The sequence below is a fragment of the Sporosarcina sp. P19 genome, from assembly GCF_002743165.1.
Classification (GTDB): domain Bacteria; phylum Bacillota; class Bacilli; order Bacillales_A; family Planococcaceae; genus Sporosarcina; species Sporosarcina ureae.
Genome location: NZ_PDYR01000005.1, coordinates 162238 through 183356 on the forward strand (window position 1 = coordinate 162238; position 21119 = coordinate 183356).

Here is a 21119-nt window from a genome sequence, read left to right on the forward strand (position 1 = left end):
AGTATACACTACTTGTAGCTTGCATGGCAGGTCAAATTATGCGTGTCCACGTTTTACCGATCGAGTCCATGAGCGATCCGGTGCCTTCTGCAATACAAGTGAGCGGATTTTCTGCAATGAAAACTGGAACGTTGAGATGTTCGGTTAATAAGGTATCAATTCCCGGTAGCCATGCACCGCCACCGATTAAAATGATACCGCGCTGTGCAATATCCGCAGCGAGCTCGGGCGGTGTGTCTTCCAGTGCATCTCTTGTCGTCTCTACGATTTTACCGATCGGTAGTTGCAATGCCTGATGAATCTCTTCCGCTGTCACTTCAATCGTTTTCGGAATGCCCGTGGCAAGGTCACTACCGTGCACGTTCATTGCGTTCGGTTTTTCTCCACTCATGAGCACAAGACCAATGCCTTTTTTCACTTGTTCTGCCGTTTTTTCACCTATATAGACATTATGTTTTTTACGTATATGTTGAATGATACATTGATCGAAATGAAGGCCGCCGATATTCGTTTTCTTGAACGATACGATTTCCCCCATCGAAAGCACGGATGCGTCTGTCGTGCCTGCACCCAGATCGACTATCATATTGCCTGAGGGCTTGGATATATCAATACCTGCACCAATCGCCGCCACTTTCGATTCTTCCTCCATAACGACTTGTTTGGCTCCCGCACCCATCAGTACTTGGCGGATCACGTTTTTTTCCACTCGCGTCGTATCCGCTTTACAGCATACCGTAATATGAGGTTTAATGCGCAGGCTTTTTCCTAGCGCTTTTTCGAGGAAGTGTCTGATCAACACACGGGTCATTTCGAACTCCGCAATGTTCCCAGATTTCATTGGATGTACGATCTGGATATGTTCTGGTGCTCGACCCATCATTTGATACGCTTCTTCACCAAAAGCCACAGGTTCATCCGTACGCTTATCGATCGCAATGACAGCCGGCTCATTGATGAGGAGACCGTTGTCTTTCACATATATCAATACATTGGCGGTACCTAAGTCTATTCCAATATCTTTTGAAAACATTGTGACCTCGACTCCTTCCCGTTACGTCCTGTCTGATTACACTCTTAGCTGTTCATTATATCATATTTCTACTTTATTTGGCATTTTTCGATAGAGGTCTGCAAAACTAAAAGCCGCCAGCAAGTTAGCGACGGCTAGTGAATTATTTAAAGGCAATCGTTGCGTGAATGGCTTTTTGCCACCCTTTGTAGAGATCTTCGCGTACCGATTCTTCCATATTGGGCTCAAAAGGTCGGTCGAGACGCCAATACTCCGCGATTTCATTGCGATCCTTCCAAAACCCTACCGCCAGCCCCGCAAGATACGCCGCGCCGAGAGCGGTCGTTTCATTGATCGTCGAACGCTCGACTGGCACATTGAGTAAATCTGCCTGAAATTGCATAAGGAAGTTATTGTCCACCACTCCCCCATCAACTCGTAATGTTTTCAATGAAATCCCGGAGTCCGCTTCCATTGCGTCGAGAACGTCTTTCGTCTGGTAAGCGAGTGATTCAATGGTAGCACGCACGAAATGTTCTTTCGTCGTACCCCGAGTCAAGCCGAATACCGCGCCTTTGACATCGCTGTCCCAATATGGTGTGCCGAGCCCGACAAATGCCGGTACAACGTAGACACCATCAGTCGATTTGACTCGCTTAGCATAACTTTCACTTTCAGACGCTTTACGGAACATACGCAGTCCGTCACGCAGCCATTGAATGGCCGAACCCGCGACGAAAATACTGCCTTCGAGTGCGTATTCCACTTTCCCATCGATTCCCCACGCGATGGTCGTCAATAGACCGTTTTCAGACGTCACTGCTTTCTCCCCAGTATTCATCAGCATGAAGCAGCCGGTGCCGTACGTGTTTTTCACCATACCGCTTTCGAAGCATGCCTGGCCGAATAAAGCCGCCTGCTGGTCACCTGCAATACCCGCGATCGGTGCATTGTGGCCGAAAAAGTGCTTGGTGTCGGTGTGTGTGTAAATTTCGGAGGACTGGCAGACGGTCGGCAACATCGTTTTTGGAACATCTAATATATGCAGCAACTCTTCATCCCACTGCAGGTCGTGAATATTGTACATGAGCGTCCGCGATGCATTGGAGTAGTCCGTAACATGCGCTTCACCTCCTGACAGTTTCCAAATAATCCACGTATCGATCGTGCCAAATAGCAAATCACCGTTGTCGGCTTTTTCACGCGCGCCTTCTACGTTGTCTAAAATCCATTTCACTTTCGTTCCTGAGAAATACGAATCGATTAGTAAACCCGTTTTATTACGGAATACATCATTATGTCCAGCGGCTTTTAATTCTTCACAAATGTCAGCTGTCTGGCGGGATTGCCAAACGATCGCATGGTAAACCGGGTTGCCAGTATGCTTATCCCAGACGACCGTCGTTTCGCGTTGATTGGTGATGCCGATCGCTTCAATTTGCGTGGCGGCGATATTTTTTTCAGAAATGACAGCGGCGATAACAGAAAGAACCGAGCTCCAAATTTCATCCGCATTATGCTCCACCCATCCAGGCTTCGGAAAGTACTGCGTGAATTCCTGTTGCGCTGTGTGGAAGATGTTGCCTTTTTTATCAAAAAGGATCGCACGTGAGCTCGTGGTACCTTGATCGAGCGCTAGGATATACTTTTTCGTCATGATTCATTCCTCCTGTTGGTGATGTTTGGTGTCTATTATACATGTTTTGGGGGTTTGTTGAGAGGTTGAAGGGGTTGTTCGGGCGATTGAGCGGATGAGCTGATACATAGAGCGGTTGCGGGGTTGTATTGAGCGGATCGCGTGGGCGATTGAGCGGTTAACCTAGAACATTGAGCGGTTGAGCTGACATATAGAGCGCTCGCGGAGGTGTATAGAGCGGATAGCGCGGGACATTGAGCGGTTAAGCTAGAACATTGAGCGGTTGCGGATAGGCATTGAGCGGATGGCGCGGGCGATTGAGCGCTTGAGCTGACACATAGAGCGCTCGTGGAGTTGGATAGAGCGGATAGCGTGGGACATAGAGCGGTGAAGCTAGAACATTGAGCGGTTGCGGATAGGCATTGAGCGGATGGCGCGGGCGATTGAGCGGTTTAAACAACACTCTAAGCACTCGCGGATAGGCTTAGGGCATGATGACGCGAGCGATTGAGCGATTGAACTGACACATAGAGCGCTCGCGGAGTTGGATAGAGCGGATAGCATTGGACATAGAGCGGTGAAGCCAACACATTGAGCGGATGCGGACGGGCATAGAGCAGATAGCGCAGGACATAGAGCGGTTTAGCCAGCACATTGAGCGAGATTGCGCGCGCTATAGATCGGTTTAGACAACACACTAAGCACCCGCGAACACGCTTAGGGCATGATGGCGCGAGCAATAGAGCGCTTGAACTGACACATAGAGCGCTCGCGGAGTTATATAGAGCGGATAGCGCGCGACATAGAGCGGTTTAGCTAGCACATAGAGCGCTCGCGGTCCCACATAGAGCGGATATCACCCAACATTGAGCGGCCCGCCCGGCCCAGTCCGCTCCAGCCCAGCCCATCGACCCCTCTCCCACCCCCATCACACTCAATCAAACAAAAGCTATCCAGATACATTCCTCTGGATAGCTTTTCACATTTTCAGGCTGCTTGTATGGGTACAGTACCTTACTGCTTCATTTTCAGTGTGGCTAGGCATCTGCTTTTTGTGCTTCGGTTTCATTTTTCCATTTTTGGCGGGTGGCTTCTCCTCCGCGGAGGTGGCGGATGGATTTGTGATAGGCCAGTATTTCTGCGACTTTCCGTGACAAGCATGGGTCTACATTTGGTAATCTTTCGGTTAAGTCTTTGTGGACCGTGCTTTTGGAGTAGCCGGTCGCAGTGGCTAGCGCGCGCACTGTCAAGTTGGTCTCGATCAGTAGCTTGCCCAGTCGTACGCAGCGTTTTCTAATTTGCTCGTGCACGCCCTCTTCCTTTCTCTATTCACTCCTTTGACTAATGTAGTGTATGCGAACAAGTGTCAACATATGAAAAAAGCCATTCCGGGGGCTGGAATGGCTTGGGTGCTACGTATTAAAACGCTAGGAAATCGTGTGGGTTTACGGACACTCCATCTTGCTGGATTTCGAATTGCAAGTGGACGCCTGCTTCGGGGTTCCATTCATTCTGAGTCGTTGTGGCTAGCACTTGTCCTTGTTGGACCGTGTCGCCTTCTTTCACGACTACGCCTGTCAATGAACCGTAGACTGTTGTCTTACCGTCAGCGTGTTTCAATCTAATTTCCGTGCCTTTGAATGAATCCACGATGACCTCTTCGACTGTTCCACTCATTGCCGCAACAGCTTCGAATGGTTCTCCATCCATCGATAGAGATAGTCCTTTGCTGGTGACGTATGTCTGGTTGAATACGAGTAGTGCTTTCTCACGCACTGCTTCGTCTGCTTCTGCATCATAAAATTCTTGTAAGATGGCAACTTGATCTACTTTTGCTTCATCGAATGGATACTTCAGTGTTTCTTTTGTTGCGTTTGTTTCTACCGTGCCGTTTTCTTTTGGCTGTTCTACTTTTGCCACTTCAGACGGGACAGAATCTTCCGTCGTCAATGCGGTGTATCCCCATACCATGCCGATGAATAAAAGCGCTACGCTCGTATAAATGGCAGGCCAGAACCAGCCGTTCTTCGTTTTCTTGTTCTCCTGAGAAGGGGCCTTTGGTTTTTCTTCTCGCATGTTCATCACCTCACTTGCATTCTTTGCAAGTTACGAGGATTTTAAACATCGATCTTCAGGTAAATTTATTTCTTGAATTTTTGTGCCTGTATAATAGTGCGACACAATTTGATCTGCGGTCCATCCTTTTTGAGCGAAAGCCTCCGCACCGTATTGGCTCATCCCGACTCCATGGCCATAGCCAACGGTCGTAATATGGACGATTTGATTGTTGACATCATACGCAATATTGAAATCGGTAGAGGCCAAATGAAGTTTTTCACGAATTTGTCGCCCACTTGTTTCATATTGTCCAGACATAATTTTCTGGACGCGTCCGGTTTGATTGCGGACGAGCTTCAGTTCACGAAATTGATTGGCATCCCAGTTGAAACCGAGTTTACGATTCCATTCAGTCAATGTTAGTTCTTGCTTGCGCTCTACAGTAGGTGCAACATCTTCTTCTCCTGGACTTTCAACGCTCTGTAAATACTCGACCGGATTGCCGCTAAAGTTTTGCGCAGCTTCTGTTTTGCCATTAGATGTAGAGAAAAACATGGCCGATATGATTTCTTCCCCGTACACAATAATTTGGCCTTTCGTGTCTTCCGCTGCTTTGCGTACTTTCTTTTCATTGTCGTTAAACGACTTGCCCCAACGCTCTTTACGTTCGGATTCTGTGCGGTACACTTGAGCAGAGACGTCTTTCGCAATCGGCTTCATTCCTTTGTCTGTGTTTCTTGCGGCATATGTGCGGGCAGCAATTACTTGAGCTTTCAATGCTTCGGGATGAAAATCAGCAGGCATCTCACCCGCTACCACTCCGACGACATACTCTTCTAACGGAATCGGCTCGTCCACACCTACGACCGTGATCATCGCATCGCAGTACTTCTCCTCTCGTTGGTCTACCAGTTTAAATTCTGGCGCTTGTCTTACAAGGATAGGAATAAAAAATAATGTGAGAATGATGAATAAAAGGAGTAGTTTTTTGTACATACTAGACTATATGTTATGTGGAGATTGCGTATTCATTGTATCAAATGAAAAAACCATGAACAGCGAACTGTCCATGGTTTCGATTATTATACTAATTGAGATTCTGTAACTTCTTGTTCAGTTGAAACACGTGTTATGTCTGCGCCTAGAGCTTTGAGCTTTTTATCGAAGTCCACATAACCGCGATCTAAGTGAATTAATTCAGTCACACGTGTAACGCCTTCTGCTACGAGTCCGGCTAGGATGAGTGATGCAGCAGCACGCAAGTCTGTGGCTGCGACTTCCGCACCTTGGATTTTTGAAGGTCCTGAAACAATAACAGAACGTCCTTCGATCTTCACATCCGCGTTCATACGGCGGAATTCTTCAACGTGCATAAAGCGATTTTCAAATACAGTTTCCGTTAACACACCGATACCGGTAGCTGTTAACATCAATGCCATCATTTGTGATTGCATATCTGTCGGGAAACCTGGATGCGGCATCGTCTTCAAATCGACTGCCTTTAGTGGATGCTTCGCTGTAACGCGAATCCCTTCATCCAATGGAGTGATTTCTACACCCATTTCCGTTAATTTGGAAATTAGTGCTGTAGAATGTTCAGGTACTGCGTTGTCGATTGTAACGTCTCCACCCGTAATAGCAGCAGCTACCATGAATGTTCCAGCTTCGATACGATCCGGAATAATATGGTGAATCGATGCATACATTGTCTGTACACCTTCGATACGAATATTATCCGTACCTGCACCTACGACTTTACCGCCCATTTCATTGATGAAATTCGCCAAGTCGACGATTTCAGGTTCTTTGGCAGCGTTCTCGATGATCGTTGTACCTTCAGCGAGAGCAGCAGCTGTCATAATATTTTCTGTTGCGCCTACGCTCGGGAAATCCAAGTAGATTTTCGCGCCTTTTAATCGGCCATCTACTTTCGCTTCAACGTGACCATGTCCAAATGAAATTTCTGCTCCCATTGCCTCGAAGCCTTTCAAATGTTGGTCAATTGGTCTTGAACCTATAGCACAACCACCAGGCAATGCGATACGCGCGAATCCGTTACGCGCTAGTAACGGTCCCATTACTAAAATGGATGCGCGCATTTTACGTACAAATTCAAATTGTGCTTCATCAGCTAGTCTTCCACGTGAATCTACGATGACTTCCCCTTTTTCTGGATCATGCGTGATTTTTGCGTTTAAACTTTTAAGCACTTCATTAATCGTCCGTACATCTGAGAGATTTGGAACGTCACGAATGACATTCACTCCTTCAGATGCTAATAAAGCAGCAGCCAAGATCGGTAATACCGCGTTCTTCGCACCTTCTACACGTACGTTCCCTTGTAAAGTCCGTCCGCCGTTAATAATAATTTTTTCCACCAGTAGCCCCTCCGAGTCCAATTTATCCTTCACCCACAGCCTATTATCAATAATCGTCTATAAACATTTTCATTGGTGTTGCGGATCATTTGTTAAAGTCAAATTCAAATTTAAAATATAAAACATATACTATTGTACCTTGTAAAACATTGCTAAACAAGTACCTTCCGGCGCAGTTTTGCGTTATTTCTTGCGTGGTGTAGTATATGTGATGATCTGACACAAAGTGATTGCATTTGACCGTTCATTTATAGCCACATTACCGTTATTACCCGGTAATCCTACATTTTACACGCAATAAGAGATATTTTCATTACAGGAATATTACAAAGTTGCTACAGGAAAGTCTACATTACCACGTGTTTCTGATTTCCACTTCAGCTGTTGGACGCTTTCTCGAGTCGTCTCCTTCTTCCGTTACGACCTTAACTATATGTTGTTGACAATCAGTGAATTCCTTAAACTTTTACAAGTTCAAGTGACAAAACCTCACCACATCATGACCATCTTGTTTTAATTTCTTTCAGCTAGAGTTCTGATTTCCACTGGTCGTACTGGTAGAGCTTCAGCTGAAGGAAATCAAAACCAAGTTGCCCATCTTCCTGACCAATAGGATATGTCTAAAAAGAATTTTGATACGGTGGATCCGATAGCAATACTTAGCAAAATAAACAAAAGTTGTGTTTGGAATACGCGATTTTTTCGTATGATGTTCTCTGGCAAGATCGCTTGTAGTGCGTAGAAGCTGATGCCGATGAAGAAGATGTGCGATACGATTGCGAGTAGTGGATTGCTTCCTAACATGCTGTCCATAGTTTCCACTCCTTTTTTCTTGGATATAGAGAAAATGGGCAGACAGAGGTTGTCTGTCCGCCCATTTCAATTATAGATTAAATACGTTGTTCATACACTTGCATGCGGTTAATTGCACGTTTCAAATCAAGCTCTGCTAAGTTCTTGGAAAGGTCATCAGTTTTTTTCTGAAGATCTTGTTCAGCTTTTTCAGCAGCTTTCTTTGCACGTGCGATATCAATGGACTCAGCCAGTTCCGCACTCTGTGCCAATACAGTGACAACTTCAGGACGGACCTCGATGAAGCCTCCGTGGACTGCGACTGTTTCTGTTTTGCCATCTGTCTTTAGGCGAAGTGCACCAATTTGAAGCGGCGCGACCATCGCGATGTGACCGGGTAGAACCCCGATCTCACCAGCTTCGGTAACTGCAATCACCATGTTCGCATCCATTTCAACAACAGGGCCGTCGGGAGTGACGATATTCACTTTGATTTTACTCATTTTTTTCCCTCCTGGTCCCTTTTCTTAGACTTCTACACCCATAGCTTTTGCTTTTGCGATAACTTCTTCGATACGTCCAACTAAACGGAATGCATCTTCTGGCAAGTGATCGTACTTACCTTCTAGAATTTCAGCAAAGCCTTTGATTGTTTCAGGAACTGGAACGTAAGAACCTTTTTGTCCTGTAAACTGCTCAGCAACGTGGAAGTTTTGTGACAAGAAGAACTGGATACGACGAGCGCGGTCAACAACCTGCTTGTCATCTTCATCCAACTCGTCCATACCTAGGATTGCGATGATATCTTGCAATTCACGGTATCGTTGAAGAGTCGTTTGTACTTCACGAGCTACACGGTAGTGTTCCGGTCCAACGATTTCTGCACTCAATGCACGTGAAGAAGAAGCTAGTGGGTCAACAGCTGGGTAGATACCCATCTCTGAAAGTTTACGCTCCAAGTTCGTTGTTGCATCTAAGTGAGCGAAAGTTGTTGCCGGAGCTGGATCCGTATAGTCATCCGCTGGTACGTAGATTGCTTGGATCGATGTAACTGATCCTTTATTTGTAGAAGTGATTCGCTCTTGTAACTGACCCATTTCTGTAGCCAATGTCGGCTGGTAACCAACCGCAGAAGGCATACGTCCAAGTAGTGCAGAAACTTCAGAACCTGCTTGTGTAAAGCGGAAAATGTTATCGATGAACAATAGAACGTCCTGTCCTTGCTCATCACGGAAATACTCAGCCATAGTCAAGCCAGAAAGTGCTACACGCATACGTGCGCCTGGTGGCTCGTTCATCTGACCGAATACCATTGCCGTTTTCTTGATAACACCTGAATCTGTCATTTCAAAGTACAAGTCGTTTCCTTCACGAGTACGCTCTCCAACACCAGCGAATACGGAAATACCTCCGTGTTCTTGTGCGATGTTGTTGATTAATTCCTGAATTAGAACTGTTTTACCAACTCCAGCACCACCGAAGAGTCCGATTTTACCACCCTTGATGTATGGTGCAAGCAAGTCAACTACTTTAATTCCAGTTTCAAGAATTTCTACCTCTGTAGAAAGGAATTCGAATGTTGGTGCAGAACGGTGAATTGGGTCACGTTGTGAATCAGCAGGAACTGGCTCACGCAGGTCAATTTCCTCACCTAGTACGTTAAATACACGTCCGAGTGTAACGTCGCCGACTGGAACAGAAATTGGTGCGCCTGTATTAATAACTGACGTACCGCGTTTCAGACCATCTGTCGAGGACATCGCAATCGTACGAACTGCATCATCACCAAGGTGAAGTGCTACTTCTAAAGTCAATACTTCAACCACTCCGTTGGAACGATCGATATTAACCTTCAATGCGTTATAGATCGCTGGAAGTTGTCCGTTTTCAAACTTTACGTCGACAACTGGACCCATAACTTGAAGAATATGTCCATTACTCATGCTTTTCCCTCCTGTCTTACTGTTTCAAATCTATTATTCGAGTGCTGCTACGCCGGCTACGATTTCAGTGATTTCCTGAGTGATCGCTGCTTGACGAGCGCGGTTAAATTGTAGTGTTAACGAATCAATTAGGTCAGACGCATTGTCTGTCGCCGTCTTCATCGCTGTCATACTGGAAGCATGTTCGCTCGCTTTTCCATCGAGTACCGCTCCATAAATGAGGCTCTCCGTGTATTGTGGGAGAAGTGTTTCGAGAATCGCTTCTGCTGAAGGCTCGAACTCATATGATGATGAAGCTGATACAGATGAAATATCTGTGAGTGGAAGCAATTTACGTTCAGTTGCTTCGTTGGAGATGGCGGAGATGAAGTGGTTATAATACAAGAACACTTCATCATATACGCCTTCTGTGAACATGCCAACAGCCCGATTCGCGATATCTTTTACTTCTTCAAAACGAGGGTGATCCGAAAGTCCGATTAGGCTTTCTTCAATCTGGTAACCCAGACGGTCGAAGAATTCATAGCCTTTACGACCGATCGCGATAATGACCACTTCATCTTTCGATTTATGGCGTTGTTCGATTGCACGGGTAACTGCACGGAAAATGTGCGCGTTATATCCACCAACTAGTCCACGGTCTGAAGTGACTACGATGTACGCAGACTTCTTTACGGGACGTGCAGTTAATAAAGGATGTCCGGAATCTTTCGTTACGGCTGCAATGGCACCAACCACTTCTTCAACTTTATCCATGTATGGTACGAATTTCTTCGCATTCATTTCAGCACGGTTCAGTTTGGAAGCAGATACCATTTGCATCGCTCTCGTGATTTGACTCGTCTTTTTTGTTGAAGCAATACGGCTTTCTATCTCGCGTAAGGACGCCACTGGCTATTCACCACCTTTATTTTAAGATCAGTTCAAGGAAAAATTAAGCTTCAGAAGTCACAAAGTTTTTCTTGAATTCGTTGAACGCTGCGCTCATTACGTCATCAGCTGGAAGATCTTTTGTTGTACGGATGTGATCATACACTTCCGTATGGTTAGATTCTAACCAGCTAGTGATTTCACTTTCAAAACGCAATACGTCTCTTACTGGAATATCGTCGAGGTAACCGCGTGTCAGTGCATATAGACTGATTACTTGGTATTCAACTTTCAACGGCTTGTTCAAGTCCTGCTTCAAGATTTCAACTGTGCGGTGACCGCGGTCCAGTTTCGCTCTTGTAGATGGGTCTAGATCCGAACCGAATTGTGAGAACGCTTCTAGTTCACGGAATGCTGCCAAGTCCAAACGAAGTGTACCGGCAACTTTCTTCATTGCTTTAATTTGCGCTGATCCACCAACACGGGATACGGAAAGACCGGCGTTGATCGCTGGACGTACACCTGAGAAGAATAGGTCAGACTGCAAGAAGATTTGTCCGTCTGTGATAGAAATTACGTTTGTTGGGATATAAGCAGAGATATCTCCAGCTTGTGTCTCAACGAACGGCAATGCTGTAATAGATCCTGCTCCTAGTTCGTCATTCAACTTTGCAGCACGCTCAAGTAGGCGGCTGTGTAGGTAGAAGACATCCCCTGGATATGCTTCACGACCCGGAGGACGACGAAGTAGCAAGGAAAGTTCACGGTAAGCTGCTGCTTGTTTAGATAGATCATCATAAACGATAAGCACGTGCTTGCCGTCGAACATGAATTCTTCTGCCATCGAAATACCTGTGTATGGTGCCAAGAATAGCATTGGCGACGGGCTTGATGCAGAAGCAGTTACTACGATTGTGTAATCGAGTGCACCGTTTTTACGTAGAGTTTCAACTACTCCACGAACAGTAGATTCTTTTTGACCGATCGCAACATAGATACAGATCATGTCTTGGTCAGCTTGGTTTAGGATTGCGTCAATTGCAACAGTCGTTTTACCTGTTTGACGGTCACCGATGATTAATTCACGTTGTCCACGGCCGATCGGAACAAGAGCGTCAATCGCTTTGATTCCTGTTTGCAATGGTTCGTGAACTGATTTACGCGCCATAACCCCTTGTGCAGGGCTTTCGATAGGACGAGTTTTTGTTGTGTTGATTGGACCTAGTCCATCAACTGGTTGTCCAAGTGAATTGACTACACGTCCGATCAATTCTTCTCCGACTGGTACTTCCATAATACGGCCTGTACGACGAACTTCATCGCCTTCTTTAATGTCTGTGTATGGCCCAAGGATAACGATACCTACGTTGTTCGCTTCCAAGTTTTGTGCCAGACCCATTACGCCGGTAGAGAACTCAAGAAGTTCCCCCGCCATGACATTGTCGAGGCCATGAGCAAGTGCGATACCGTCACCTACACGGATTACAGTACCTGTTTCACTTACTTCCATTTCAGACTGATAATTTTCGATCTGTTGTTTGATCAGACCGCTAATTTCCTCAGCTTTGATGCCCATGTATGTCACCCCTCTTAATTCAAATTAATTGATTAATTGACGTTCCAGACGCGCCAGCTTTGCACTGACACTACTGTCGTAAATTTGGTTGCCGATCTGGAGGCGAATGCCACCGATCAAGCTTGGATCAATAATGTTTTCGATATGCAATGATTGTTTCCCTACTTTGTGCGCAAAGGCAGTAGAGATAGCTGTACTTTCTTCATCAGAAAGCAAACGTGTAGAGTAGACTTTCGCTTCGGCAACTCCAGAAGCCTCGTTAGCGAGTTCCTGGAAGTCTTCGATTAGATTGCCTATCTCTTCAATACGACCTGCATCGAGCAACACATATAGTGTGTTCAATACAAGTTGGTTTGCTCCGTTGAAAAATTGCCCAATCAATTCTTTTTTCTTCTCTGTAGAGAACTTTGGCGAAATTAATAGCTCACCAAACTGCTTGTCTCCAGCGAATACTTTTTTCATTTCTTTTAGATCAGTTTGCACGGAAAGCGTTTGTTGCTTTTCCTGTGCTGCTTCAAACAATGCAACGGCATAACGTTTTGCGATTACCGATTGGCTCATCGCCCTTCGCCTGCCTTCACAATCGTTTCTTCGATCAATGCGCGGTTATCTTCCTCAGAAATTTCTTTCCCAAGAACCTTAGACGCAGCCAAGATAGAAAGAGATACGAATTCTTCGCGAACTGCTGCAACTGCTTTCTCTTTTTCAGTAGCGATTTCGAGAGTTGCAGATTCTTTCATACGGTTAGCTTCAGCGCGTGCAGCCATAATCAGCTCTTCACGTTGAGTGTCACCTTGTTTCTTCGCATTCTCTACGATAGATTGTGCGCTTTCGCGTGCTTCTTTTAATAGAGCACGTTGCTCTTCAAGAAGCTTTGCAGATTCTTGACGACTTGCTTCGGCTTGTTCGATCTCCGTAGCGATTAACTTCGCTCGTTGATCCATCACGCCCATTAACGGACCCCATGCAAACTTCTTTAGAAGTACCATGAGAATCGTGAAAAATACTACAGTGACGATAATGTCGCCTAAATTTAGACGTTGGTTTAAACTAGCTAAAAATCCTGCGTCAGCGTTTGCTGATAAGAGGACGAAGGTATCCAACACGATTGTTTCACTCCCTTCAAGAGCTCATGACTCTTTTGTTTCTTACTCTAATTGGAACACTTTATTCATTCAGACTCTGTAGATTGTTTATTTATTGACATAAAGCAATGGCGAAGACCTATACTGCATGCTTCGCCATATAACGCAAATATTATTTGTTCATTACGATAAACGCAATAACAGTTGCGATGATTGGAAGTGCCTCAACCAATGCAACACCAATGAACATTGTTGTTTGTAGAACGCCACGTGCTTCTGGTTGACGTGCGATCCCTTCAACTGTCTTAGAAACGATTAAACCGTTACCGATACCTGCACCAAGTGCACCTAGACCAACTGCAATAGCTGCTGCTAATAAACCCATTTTGTATTTCCTCCTAATATTCTTTGTAGTTTGGTTCCCTGATTACAGGGTAAATATATGTTTAGTGATCTGTGCTGACTTTGTGAGCCATATAGACCATCGTTAACATAACGAAGATAAATGCTTGGATCGCCCCGATGAATACCGAGAAACCGAGCCACGCAAGTGCTGGTATAACAGCTCCGGCAAGACCGAAGATGCTTGAAGCACCCAATGTTGCAAGTAAACCAATCAAGATTTCACCTGCGAAAATGTTACCGTAAAGACGAAGACCGAGTGTCAACGTGTTTGCGAATTCCTCAATGATCTTCAGTGGTGCTAGGAATGGAATTGGCTGGAAGTATGTTTTCAAATACTTGCCCATTCCGAGCTGTTTCACACCATAGTAATGCGTTAACGCAACAACTGTAGCAGCGAGGGTTAACGTGATAACTGGATCGGCTGTCGGTGATTTCCACCAAAGTTGGTGATCCCAGACGATTGCGAATGGAAGTCCAATCATATTTGCAACGAAGACAAACATGATTAAAGTGATGCCTAGTACGTGGAAGCGGCCTCCCGTTTTCCAGTCCATGTTATTTTTGATGATGCCTTTAACAAAGTCCATGACCCACTCCATGAAGTTTTGCATACCCGTAGGTTTCATTTGAAGCCGCCGCGTAGATGCAACTGCAATCAGGAAGACAATCAGACACGTTACAAATAACATCAGTATATTCGATGGGTTAAACCCGATTCCGAATAAAATAAACTGTGGATTTTCATGATTCACGTTTTTGTTCACCTCCCCTTGCTAGTAAAGTGTCATTGCTTCCAATGGAACAGCAGATGACCAGTAAACAGCAATGCATAGGGTATCATTAACCCGATTACCGTGCTGATCAGATCAAACTCCTCCGGCATAACGAGTGCAACGGCCGTAGCCCCTACACCTGATGCAAAACGTAAGCCCATACCTAATGACTTCGCTCGCTTCCCTTCATCGATAGACCGGTCAAACCGTTCCATCCGTCGAACGAGAATCCAAAAGTTATACATACCGAAAAGTGAACCTAAGATGAGCCCAGCGAAGATTGTCCGGTAGTCCAAGAAGAACCAACCGAGCACGAACAATGCAAGCAAAAAAAAGAAACTCTTCTTTTGCTGTTTAAAAATTTCCTGCATACTTTGCATTGTCGATTCTCCCAATTCGTATTTTGGATTACAGCGTCTGAAGTGTTCAGTAATTCCCGACTTATGTCGAGTGTTGAGTCTTTGTCGTTTTGATCTTTTTCAACGACATAGATCCCTTGCAAAGGAACCTGAAAATTGTAAGTGAATCGCCTGTTCCGTCCACCAGGTGACGTTGCTATGTGCGACGTCGACAAAGAGTTAGGGATTGGCGCTTCCGAGTGAAGACTTGAAACCTAGGAAACATGATTTCTGTACTCAATTTATGTATGAGTTCCTTATCAATCTTACCCTTTGTTAGCATACAATAGAGGGTTTTTTATGTCAATTGATTCAAGTGATTAAATTCACAATGTGTTCTCTTTGTCAAACATTCGACATATTTGTTTTCTGGATTTATATGGTGGTTTTATCATGAATTCGAGCATGTAATTGTTCGTGTTTTCAGATTAATTTGTTCTAAGCGTCGTTGGTTTAATACTGGAGAGGCTGATGGGCTGTTGGGGTAGAGATTGGCGCTTCGGAGGGGACGCTTTCCCATGGGCCCGCGGTGAGCCAACCAGGTCGCAGGCTCCCTTTTGGTTGTCTCACCTGATCGGGCTGATCCATCGGGAGTCGCCCCTCCTACGTGCCAATCCCTTGCAATCTGAGTGGAGGCTACTTTTTGTTGTTCATTGTAGTAAGGCTTGTGTTTTAGTTGGAAGTTGAAGGTAACTGATTACATCACTTTGTAAGTAGGATTGAAGCGAAAGCCGTAGCGAAGGACGGCTTTTGCGAGTAAAAGCGAAGCGTTAGGAGCATGCACTTTCATTGTCTGCACCCTTTAACCCACGCCCTCTAGAACGCGTCCCCAGCTGGAGCTTCAATCCCGCCCCCCTCCCCTCTCTTCTCTTAACAACTTTATTTGCAAAAAGAAAAACAGCAGATGTAAGTTCTCTGCTGTTTTGGTTCTTATAGTGAATGTAAATATTTGAGTAGGGACTCTACTATTCGTGCCGATGCGTGGCCGTCGCCGTAAGGGTTATGGGCTTTGGACATTTTTTCGTATTCGGCATTGTCGGATAGGAGCGCGTCGGATAGTTGGAAGATGTTTTCTTCTTCAGTTCCTGCTAAGCGCAATGTTCCTGCATCGATACCTTCCGGGCGTTCGGTTGTGTCCCGCAGAACGATGACAGGTTTTCCAAGGGATGGTGCTTCTTCTTGGATACCGCCCGAGTCTGTGAGGATGATGTGCGAACGCGCTGCGAAGTTATGGAAATCCAGTACTTCAAGCGGCTCGATCAGATGAATGCGGTCGTTGTCTCCTAGCAGTTCATCCGCCACTTCACGTACAGCCGGATTCATGTGTACCGGATATATCACTTGGATATCATCGTGTTTGTCGAGCAAGCGATTAATTGCACGGAACATATTGCGCATTGGTTCGCCGAGGTTTTCACGTCGGTGTGCAGTCAATAGAACTAAACGGTCGTCTCCAAGCGTATCAAATATCGGATGATGATAATCCGGATCTACCGTCGTTTGCAATGCGTCGATTGCCGTGTTACCTGTAACGTAGATGCGGTCTTTGTTTTTGCCTTCATCAATCAGATTTTGCGCTGATCTTTCAGTTGGTGAGAAATGAAGGTCGGCAATAACGCCAGTCAGTTGGCGATTCATTTCTTCAGGGTACGGCGAGTATTTATTCCATGTACGCAACCCTGCTTCAACGTGTCCTACTGAAATTTGATTATAAAACGCAGCTAGACTACCGATGAACGTCGTCGATGTATCACCGTGGACGAGCACGATATCCGGTTGCGCTTCTTTCATTATTTTGTCCAAACCTTCAAGGCCGCGTGTTGCCACATCGATCAGCGTCTGGCGGTCTTTCATGATATTCAAATCATAGTCTGGTGTAATGTTAAATGTCTCCAGCACTTGGTCAAGCATTTGACGATGCTGGGCAGTGACCGTGACGATTGACTCGATTTCATCCGGATGCTTTTCGAGCTCGAGAACGAGAGGCGCCATTTTAATAGCTTCCGGTCTCGTGCCGAAAATCGTCATCACTTTCCATTTCTTAGTCAATGAATGATCCCTCCATTATTTCGTGCCGAATAAACGGTCACCCGCGTCACCTAGTCCAGGGACGATATAGCCGTGTTCATCCAACTTTTCGTCTAGCGCCGCGATATACACGTCCACGTCTGGATGTGCTTCTGTCAGAACTTCGACGCCTTCAGGAGCAGCGACTAGGCACATAAATTTGATATTAACTGCGCCACGCTTCTTCATGGAATTGATAGCTTCGACTGCTGTTCCGCCTGTCGCAAGCATCGGATCCACTACGATGAATTCGCGCTCAGCCACATCAGAAGGCAACTTCACAAAGTATTCAACGGGCTTTAATGTTTCTGGGTCGCGGAATAATCCCACATGTCCCACTTTCGCAGCTGGAATTAAATCGATAATTCCATCTACCATGCCAATTCCCGCACGTAAGATCGGAACAATCCCTAATTTTTTCCCTGCCAAAATATGTGATTTTGCTTCACAGACTGGTGTCTGGATCGTAATTTCTTGCGTTGGAAGATCACGTGTGATTTCGAACGCCATAAGTGTAGCTAATTCGTTCACAAGCTCGCGAAATTCTTTCGTTCCTGTATCGACCTTTCGTATAAACGTCAGTTTGTGCTGAATTAATGGATGATCAAATACATGTACTTTTCCCATTGGTATCGCTCCTTTTCGGAATATCTTGTACATTATAACAGAAATCGTGCGCGAGGCGCAGTGAACATGTGTGATTTGTCATAATGAAAAAATTGCGTGAAAGACATTAACTTCCGTGAATACTCATACTTCTTTGAGGAGCGCTCTATGGGCGGGGTTATTCGCTCTATCTTTACGTTGGACCGCTCTATGTTGCGTGCTATCCGCTCTATATAACTCCGCGAACGCTCTATCAGGAGCCTCAAGCGCTCAATCGACCCAGTTATCCGCTCTATCGCTCGCACTGTCATGCCCTAAGCCGATCCGCGAGAGCTTAGTCTGTTGTCTAATACACTCTATTGCCCGCGCCATCTCGCTCTATGTTCGTCCGCGAGTGCTCTATGCGCAAACTTACCCGCTCTATGGCACGGGCTATCCGCTCTATACAACCCCATGAACGCTCTATCAGGAGCCTCAAGCGCTCAATCATCCCGGTTATCCGCTCAATGCCGACCCACCAGCGCTCAATTAACCAACCCAACCGCTCATAACCACCCCCACCCACCACATAAAAAACGCCCGACACAAGGTCAGGCGCTAGTTTGCTTACTTATATAGAGGATGCTGATCTGTTAGAGCTGTAACGGCTTTGCGTGCTTCTTCTTTTGCTGTTGGGTCTTCGTGGTTTTTCAACAATGTTGCGATGATACGTCCCACTTCTACCATGTCTTTTTCTACGAAACCACGAGTTGTAACAGCCGGTGTACCGATGCGGATACCAGACGTGATGAATGGTCCTTCTGTGTCGAATGGTACTGTGTTTTTATTGACTGTGATACCAATTTCGTCCAGTACGTGCTCTGCTACTTTACCTGTTAGTTCAAGTGATTTCAGTTTCACAAGTACGATGTGGTTGTCAGTACCGCCAGATACAACGTCGATACCTTCTGATTGTAGTTTTTCAGCCAACGCTACAGCGTTTTTCTTTACTTGTTGCGCATATTCCTTAAATGAAGGATCCAATACTTCTTTAAACGCTACCGCTTTTGCAGCGATTACGTGCATCAAAGGACCACCTTGAACGCCTGGGAATACCGTTTTGTCGATCTTCTTGCCGAATTCTTCAGCTGTTTCTTCATTCAATAGAATGATACCGCCACGTGGTCCACGCAATGTTTTATGCGTTGTGGATGTCACGAAGTGTGCGTGTGGAACTGGATTTTGATGCTCGCCTACTGCGACTAGACCCGCAATGTGTGCCATATCTACCATCAAGTAAGCGCCGACTTCATCCGCAATTTCACGGAATTTTGCGAAGTCGATTGCACGTGGATATGCACTTGCACCCGCAACGATCATTTTCGGCTTGTGCTCAAGCGCTTTTTGACGAACGTCTTCATAGTCGATGACTTCTTCTTCTTTTGTCACACCGTAATCTACGAAATTATAAAGCTTTCCGGAGAAGTTAACTGGTGAACCGTGTGTTAAGTGACCGCCGTGAGAAAGGTTCATCCCAAGAACTGTGTCGCCTGGCTCAAGTGCCGTGAAATAAACAGCCATGTTTGCTTGTGCACCAGAGTGTGGCTGTACGTTTGCATATGCTGCGCCGAAGATTTCTTTTACGCGATCGCGTGCAATGTTTTCGACTACGTCTACGTGCTCACATCCACCATAGTAACGCTTGCCAGGATATCCTTCAGCATATTTATTCGTCAAGTATGATCCTTGTGCTTCCATTACTGCTTCCGTTACGAAGTTTTCAGATGCGATTAATTCGATGTTCGAGTTTTGACGGTTCTTTTCCGCCATAATTGCTTCATATACTGCTGCATCTTCGCGTTGTACATTGCTTAAGTCCATTGGATTGTATCCCCTTTTTTCTGATAGTTTTATATTTTCTTGTATTGTACACGGTTTATTCGTATTTCGCACGACTTCCGCCAATTAATTTTGGACGAGTTGTCGCAAGTGTGATTACAGCTTCACCGATTTTATTAATGGATGTACGGATCGGTACTACTACCGGCTTCATTTGCATGCCAATTAATGTTTGTCCGATGTCGATACCGGCATGTGCTTGCACCGATTCCACTACGACGGGATCACTAAATTGTTTGTACGCATAAGTAGACATCGAGCCTCCCGCCTTAAAAACGGGTACGACGGATACAGGTTCCAAATGAAATTGCTGTGCCGTCTTGCGTTCCAATGTGATGGCACGGTTGATGTGCTCGCAGCCTTGGAAAGCTAAATGTACATGGTATTGATCCGCAAACGCTTGAAGCGGTGCGAATAGTGCTTCTCCTATTTCAAGTGCACCGTTCGTACCGATCCGTGCACCTGCTACTTCAGAAGTAGAACAGCCGACGACGAAAATCGTCTCTTCGGCAGGTGGTGCTTGTTCGGCAAATTCGGTCAATGCTTGTTCTAGCTGCAGTTTCCATAATTGAATGGCATCCACTTGTTCCACCTGCTTCCTTTAGTTCTTTTCAAGTTTCATCATTTTATTTATACGACGCTCGTGACGGCCGCCTTCAAATTCTGTTTCAAGCCAAGTGCTAACGATTTCTCGTGCTAGCCCTGGTCCAATCACGCGTTCGCCCATTGCTAAAATGTTGGAATCATTATGGCCGCGTGTTGCTTTTGCGCTGAATACATCATGAACGAGCGCGCAACGGATACCTTTGATTTTATTGGCGGAAATGGACATGCCGATTCCTGTGCCGCAAATCAAGATTCCGCGGTCTACTTTCCCCGCCACGACGTCGTTCGCTACTGGTTCTGCATAGTCAGGATAGTCGACGGAAGTGTCGGCATCCGGTCCGTAGTCGATATATTCAATGTCGAGTTCGGTTAATAGATTGGTGATCTCTTTTCGGAGGTTGTTGCCTCCGTGGTCTGAAGAAATTGCAACTTTCACTGCGCACCCTCATTTCTATTTTTACTTATCGCTTATTCTATCATTGTTCTATAAAAAAATCATCGGTTTTACTGTACTTTTTTTGAAATTTCCTTTTTGAAACGTTGAAGTTTTGTCATAAAGACGAATATTATATGAATAAAACGAAAGCATTGTACGTGTTTGAGGTCTAGGAAGTCATGTTCTGGGCATTGCTCGATGTAGATTAAGCATTCTATTCGGAAAGTTTCATCTTTTGTAGTTGCTTAGGCGTGTGGTGAAGTTACCTTACTGAGAAACGCGGTTGACCGAGTAACTATGCAGTTGCGGTCGTTGCTCGACTGGTTTTTGGGTACGGAATATAGTGAGTGTCTGCTTTCTGGACCCACGCAGGCACGTGGGGGATTGCCTACAGCCATGAGCCAGCTGGCGGTGGGCTGCCAGTTGTCTCATGGCCACGGCCTACCCCGCAGTTGTGCCTGCGCTACTAAGTGGTAGTTATTTTGGTTGTGGTTTTAAGTAGGATAGCAACATGATAAAGTGCGTTCAGTACCCAACCTATAAACGCGGTTCGCGGAAAGACTAGGCGGCTGCGGGTCTTTGCACTTTTGGTTGGGGGCG

Annotated in this window: 22 protein-coding genes; all 22 read right to left on the reverse strand. The window is 45.6% G+C overall.

Features of this window, described 5'->3' with window-relative positions:
- Positions 1-31 precede the first annotated feature (31 nt).
- A complete protein-coding gene (gene mreB / locus CSV74_RS07800) occupies positions 32-1033 on the reverse strand; it encodes a rod shape-determining protein (RefSeq protein WP_099691263.1) in 1002 nt (333 codons plus the stop codon).
- A gap of 142 nt (positions 1034-1175) precedes the next feature.
- The gene (gene glpK, locus CSV74_RS07805) at positions 1176-2669 is read right to left on the reverse strand and encodes a glycerol kinase GlpK (protein WP_099691264.1); all 1494 of its coding nucleotides are present in this window, start codon (positions 2667-2669) and stop codon (positions 1176-1178) included.
- Between the two features lie 241 nt (positions 2670-2910).
- A complete protein-coding gene (locus CSV74_RS07810) occupies positions 2911-3120 on the reverse strand; it encodes a hypothetical protein (protein WP_099691265.1) in 210 nt (69 codons plus the stop codon).
- A gap of 565 nt (positions 3121-3685) precedes the next feature.
- The gene (locus CSV74_RS07815) at positions 3686-3958 is read right to left on the reverse strand and encodes a sporulation transcriptional regulator SpoIIID (protein ID WP_029053436.1); all 273 of its coding nucleotides are present in this window, start codon (positions 3956-3958) and stop codon (positions 3686-3688) included.
- A gap of 109 nt (positions 3959-4067) precedes the next feature.
- On the reverse strand, positions 4068-4724 hold the full coding sequence (locus tag CSV74_RS07820; RefSeq protein WP_029053437.1) for a M23 family metallopeptidase: 657 nt from the start codon (positions 4722-4724) through the stop codon (positions 4068-4070).
- Between the two features lie 30 nt (positions 4725-4754).
- On the reverse strand, positions 4755-5582 hold the full coding sequence (gene spoIID, locus CSV74_RS07825; RefSeq protein WP_233190842.1) for a stage II sporulation protein D: 828 nt from the start codon (positions 5580-5582) through the stop codon (positions 4755-4757).
- 206 nt (positions 5583-5788) lie between these two features.
- Complete coding sequence (murA, locus tag CSV74_RS07830) at positions 5789-7084, reverse strand: UDP-N-acetylglucosamine 1-carboxyvinyltransferase (protein WP_029053439.1); 1296 nt, start codon at positions 7082-7084, stop codon at positions 5789-5791.
- Between the two features lie 579 nt (positions 7085-7663).
- Positions 7664-7897 (reverse strand): DUF1146 family protein, encoded by a 234-nt coding sequence (locus CSV74_RS07835; RefSeq protein WP_029053440.1) that lies wholly within the window; start codon positions 7895-7897, stop codon positions 7664-7666.
- Positions 7898-7974: 77 nt separating this feature from the next.
- On the reverse strand, positions 7975-8379 hold the full coding sequence (locus tag CSV74_RS07840; RefSeq protein WP_029053441.1) for a F0F1 ATP synthase subunit epsilon: 405 nt from the start codon (positions 8377-8379) through the stop codon (positions 7975-7977).
- Positions 8380-8403: 24 nt separating this feature from the next.
- Positions 8404-9819: a F0F1 ATP synthase subunit beta gene (gene atpD, locus CSV74_RS07845; protein WP_029053442.1), complete on the reverse strand. Its 1416-nt coding sequence runs from the start codon at positions 9817-9819 to the stop codon at positions 8404-8406.
- A gap of 33 nt (positions 9820-9852) precedes the next feature.
- Positions 9853-10710 carry an ATP synthase F1 subunit gamma gene (atpG, locus tag CSV74_RS07850; protein ID WP_029053443.1) on the reverse strand — a complete coding sequence of 286 codons (858 nt, stop codon included), beginning with the start codon at positions 10708-10710 and terminating at the stop codon, positions 9853-9855.
- A 43-nt stretch (positions 10711-10753) separates the two neighbouring features.
- The gene (gene atpA, locus CSV74_RS07855; RefSeq protein WP_029053444.1) at positions 10754-12265 is read right to left on the reverse strand and encodes a F0F1 ATP synthase subunit alpha; all 1512 of its coding nucleotides are present in this window, start codon (positions 12263-12265) and stop codon (positions 10754-10756) included.
- 24 nt (positions 12266-12289) lie between these two features.
- A complete protein-coding gene (locus tag CSV74_RS07860; protein ID WP_099691267.1) occupies positions 12290-12826 on the reverse strand; it encodes a F0F1 ATP synthase subunit delta in 537 nt (178 codons plus the stop codon).
- Complete coding sequence (gene atpF / locus CSV74_RS07865; protein WP_029053446.1) at positions 12823-13374, reverse strand: F0F1 ATP synthase subunit B; 552 nt, start codon at positions 13372-13374, stop codon at positions 12823-12825. Before atpF ends, CSV74_RS07860 begins: the two co-directional genes overlap by 4 nt.
- A 148-nt stretch (positions 13375-13522) precedes the next feature.
- Entirely contained in the window at positions 13523-13735 is a 213-nt protein-coding gene (gene atpE / locus CSV74_RS07870) for a F0F1 ATP synthase subunit C (protein ID WP_029053447.1), read from the reverse strand.
- A gap of 61 nt (positions 13736-13796) precedes the next feature.
- Positions 13797-14507, reverse strand: coding sequence for a F0F1 ATP synthase subunit A (gene atpB, locus CSV74_RS07875; protein ID WP_083034955.1), 711 nt, complete (start codon positions 14505-14507; stop codon positions 13797-13799).
- 32 nt (positions 14508-14539) lie between these two features.
- Entirely contained in the window at positions 14540-14908 is a 369-nt protein-coding gene (locus CSV74_RS07880; RefSeq protein ID WP_099691268.1) for an ATP synthase subunit I, read from the reverse strand.
- A 948-nt stretch (positions 14909-15856) separates the two neighbouring features.
- The gene (gene wecB / locus CSV74_RS07885; RefSeq protein WP_099691269.1) at positions 15857-16975 is read right to left on the reverse strand and encodes a non-hydrolyzing UDP-N-acetylglucosamine 2-epimerase; all 1119 of its coding nucleotides are present in this window, start codon (positions 16973-16975) and stop codon (positions 15857-15859) included.
- A 15-nt stretch (positions 16976-16990) separates the two neighbouring features.
- Positions 16991-17620, reverse strand: coding sequence for a uracil phosphoribosyltransferase (gene upp / locus CSV74_RS07890; protein ID WP_029053451.1), 630 nt, complete (start codon positions 17618-17620; stop codon positions 16991-16993).
- 585 nt (positions 17621-18205) lie between these two features.
- Positions 18206-19459: a serine hydroxymethyltransferase gene (gene glyA, locus CSV74_RS07895; RefSeq protein ID WP_029053452.1), complete on the reverse strand. Its 1254-nt coding sequence runs from the start codon at positions 19457-19459 to the stop codon at positions 18206-18208.
- A 55-nt stretch (positions 19460-19514) separates the two neighbouring features.
- Positions 19515-20060, reverse strand: a complete 546-nt coding sequence (locus CSV74_RS07900) for a TIGR01440 family protein (RefSeq protein WP_029053453.1) — start codon at positions 20058-20060, stop codon at positions 19515-19517.
- Positions 20061-20078: 18 nt separating this feature from the next.
- Entirely contained in the window at positions 20079-20519 is a 441-nt protein-coding gene (rpiB, locus tag CSV74_RS07905) for a ribose 5-phosphate isomerase B (RefSeq protein ID WP_099691270.1), read from the reverse strand.
- Between the last annotated feature and the right edge of the window lie 600 nt (positions 20520-21119).

Excerpts from the sequence above, each read along its gene's own strand:
- CSV74_RS07840 (WP_029053441.1), bottom strand. The coding sequence starts at position 8,379 with ATGAGTAAAATCAAAGTGAATATCGTCACTCCCGACGGCCCTGTTGTT.
- atpA (WP_029053444.1), bottom strand. The coding sequence starts at position 12,265 with ATGGGCATCAAAGCTGAGGAAATTAGCGGTCTGATCAAACAACAGATC.
- atpE (WP_029053447.1), bottom strand. The coding sequence starts at position 13,735 with ATGGGTTTATTAGCAGCAGCTATTGCAGTTGGTCTAGGTGCACTTGGT.
- CSV74_RS07820 (WP_029053437.1), bottom strand. The coding sequence starts at position 4,724 with ATGCGAGAAGAAAAACCAAAGGCCCCTTCTCAGGAGAACAAGAAAACG.
- mreB (WP_099691263.1), bottom strand. The coding sequence starts at position 1,033 with ATGTTTTCAAAAGATATTGGAATAGACTTAGGTACCGCCAATGTATTG.
- upp (WP_029053451.1), bottom strand. The coding sequence starts at position 17,620 with ATGGGAAAAGTACATGTATTTGATCATCCATTAATTCAGCACAAACTG.
- glyA (WP_029053452.1), bottom strand. The coding sequence starts at position 19,459 with ATGGACTTAAGCAATGTACAACGCGAAGATGCAGCAGTATATGAAGCA.
- CSV74_RS07835 (WP_029053440.1), bottom strand. The coding sequence starts at position 7,897 with ATGGACAGCATGTTAGGAAGCAATCCACTACTCGCAATCGTATCGCAC.
- atpD (WP_029053442.1), bottom strand. The coding sequence starts at position 9,819 with ATGAGTAATGGACATATTCTTCAAGTTATGGGTCCAGTTGTCGACGTA.
- CSV74_RS07860 (WP_099691267.1), bottom strand. The coding sequence starts at position 12,826 with ATGAGCCAATCGGTAATCGCAAAACGTTATGCCGTTGCATTGTTTGAA.
- spoIID (WP_233190842.1), bottom strand. The coding sequence starts at position 5,582 with ATGATCACGGTCGTAGGTGTGGACGAGCCGATTCCGTTAGAAGAGTAT.
- glpK (WP_099691264.1), bottom strand. The coding sequence starts at position 2,669 with ATGACGAAAAAGTATATCCTAGCGCTCGATCAAGGTACCACGAGCTCA.
- CSV74_RS07880 (WP_099691268.1), bottom strand. The coding sequence starts at position 14,908 with ATGCAAAGTATGCAGGAAATTTTTAAACAGCAAAAGAAGAGTTTCTTT.